The organism is uncultured Cardiobacterium sp., from assembly GCF_938028185.1.
In the GTDB taxonomy this organism is placed as follows: Bacteria; Pseudomonadota; Gammaproteobacteria; order Cardiobacteriales; family Cardiobacteriaceae; genus Cardiobacterium.
The window spans coordinates 1-1,693 of sequence record NZ_CALJAH010000180.1 but is presented as its reverse complement, the minus strand read 5'-3'; the positions used below and the strand labels follow the sequence as shown (position 1 = coordinate 1,693).

1 protein-coding gene is annotated in these 1,693 nt (G+C 58.1%); it reads right to left on the bottom strand.

Features of this window, described 5'->3' with window-relative positions:
• Positions 1-209 precede the first annotated feature (209 nt).
• Entirely contained in the window at positions 210-1,523 is a 1,314-nt protein-coding gene (locus Q0349_RS05230; RefSeq protein ID WP_366916279.1) for a type IIL restriction-modification enzyme MmeI, read from the bottom strand.
• Positions 1,524-1,693: the final 170 nt, after the last annotated feature.

Sequence of the window (1,693 nt, the reverse complement as noted above, 5' to 3'; positions counted from 1 at the left end):
CGTCCTGCCCCCTCCCTCGCAGGACGCGTAGCGTCCGCAGCGGGGGAGGGCTGGGGAGGGGGTAGCGTTCCCGCCTCTGCCATCGATGTTGATGATTCCCCGTTTACATACACCTTCCCCGCTATCGTGTATGTAAACGCAGGGCGGGGCTTGCCCCGCCGCGCAAATCAAGCGGTTCGTTGTGGTGGGTCAAGACCCGCCCCGCGGGGCTACGGTTTTTTCTTGCGTGTTTTTTTGCTTTTGGCGACGTTTTTTTGCGTAGTCATTTCGCTGTAGAGGGCGAAGAGTTTTTCCAGGCGCTCGGTGTCGTTTTTGAAGCGGCGGCCGATGTAGATGCGTTCCAGGATTTCGTCGTTGCGTTCGTGCGCGTGGCGGAGGTTTTCCGGCATCGCGCCGGGGGCATAGAGGTCGGCGATGGTTTTCGGGAAGTGCGTTTCGCGGGCAAGGAGAATGGCGGCGGCGCTTTCGGTCAGGTCGGCTTTGTGCTGCTCGGTCAGCGGCGGTACGGGAAAGGTGTTCCAGCCGAGGGTGTTGGAGTAGCGATAACGTGTTTCCAATTTGCCGCAGACGGTGGCAATCCAGACGAGGTGCAGTCGCGAGGCAATCAGTGCCATGCTCCAAAGCGGGGCGTCATAGAGGGCGAAGGCAGCGTCGGCGATAATTGCATTTTCCAAATAACCAACGGGCAGATAGTCACGGTTTTCGGATGAGACGCGGGGAACGACGATGCTTCTCTCATTGCCGCTTTGGCGGACTTCGCCAAAGCGGTGCGGGATTGCAGCGATTTCTACGGTTTGTGCTTTGGAGCTGGCGAGACGCATAGCACGCACGGCAGCGATGCGTTGGGCGATGGCAGTATGTTGTTCTGCTTGTGGCAGGTCGGCGTCGCTAAGCCAAAGACAGTAGCGATTGATCCCCCGGATGTATTCGGCAGAGCCGTATATGCGGCGGATGTAGCGCGCCTGTTCAGCGGCAGTAAGTTGCAGTGCCTGCATATCGCTACGGCTCATCAGCAGGTTGCCGCCATCAACAGGTTTGTTACCGAAATCCATCGCGCTTTGTTCGCTTATCGGACTAGAGGCTTTCTCGATGATGATATTGGCGCCGGGAACGAGGTAGGCGTTGATATTGGCGGCTTCTTTGACGACGGGTTTGCCCTGTTCGTCGTGGCTGTAAAGGCGGCGCGGGCTGCCGTTGCGGCGGCTGATGCCGATGATGGCGACGGTTACGCCCGCGTTGTGGCTGGCGAGGTTTGCCCATTTGAAGCTGGTGTGGGCGAAGGTGATGTGCAAGCCATTCGCAAAGAGGAGCGGCCAAAGGATGGGAACCTGCTGCCCCTGGCAAATGGAGTTGGTGGCGACGAAGGCGGCGGCGCTGTTTTCGTCCTGCTGCATGTAATCAGCGGCCTTGATAAACCAGCCGGCGACGTAGTCAAGCGATTTCCAGTTTTTGCAGCGATGGGCGAAGGTGGTTTGCAGGTCGGCTTTTTGTTCCGCGCTTGGGGCTTCGCGGCCGCCGGTCACTTTAATATTTACATAAGGCATAGGGTTTCCTGTCCGGTGTTAAGGTGCAGGCTACTTTTGCGCCAGCGCGTCGTCGGGCATCACCATGCCCAGTGAAATCACATATTTCAAGGCCTCGTCCACGCTCATGTCGAGTTCGCGCACGTCGCTCTTTTTCACCATGATGTAAT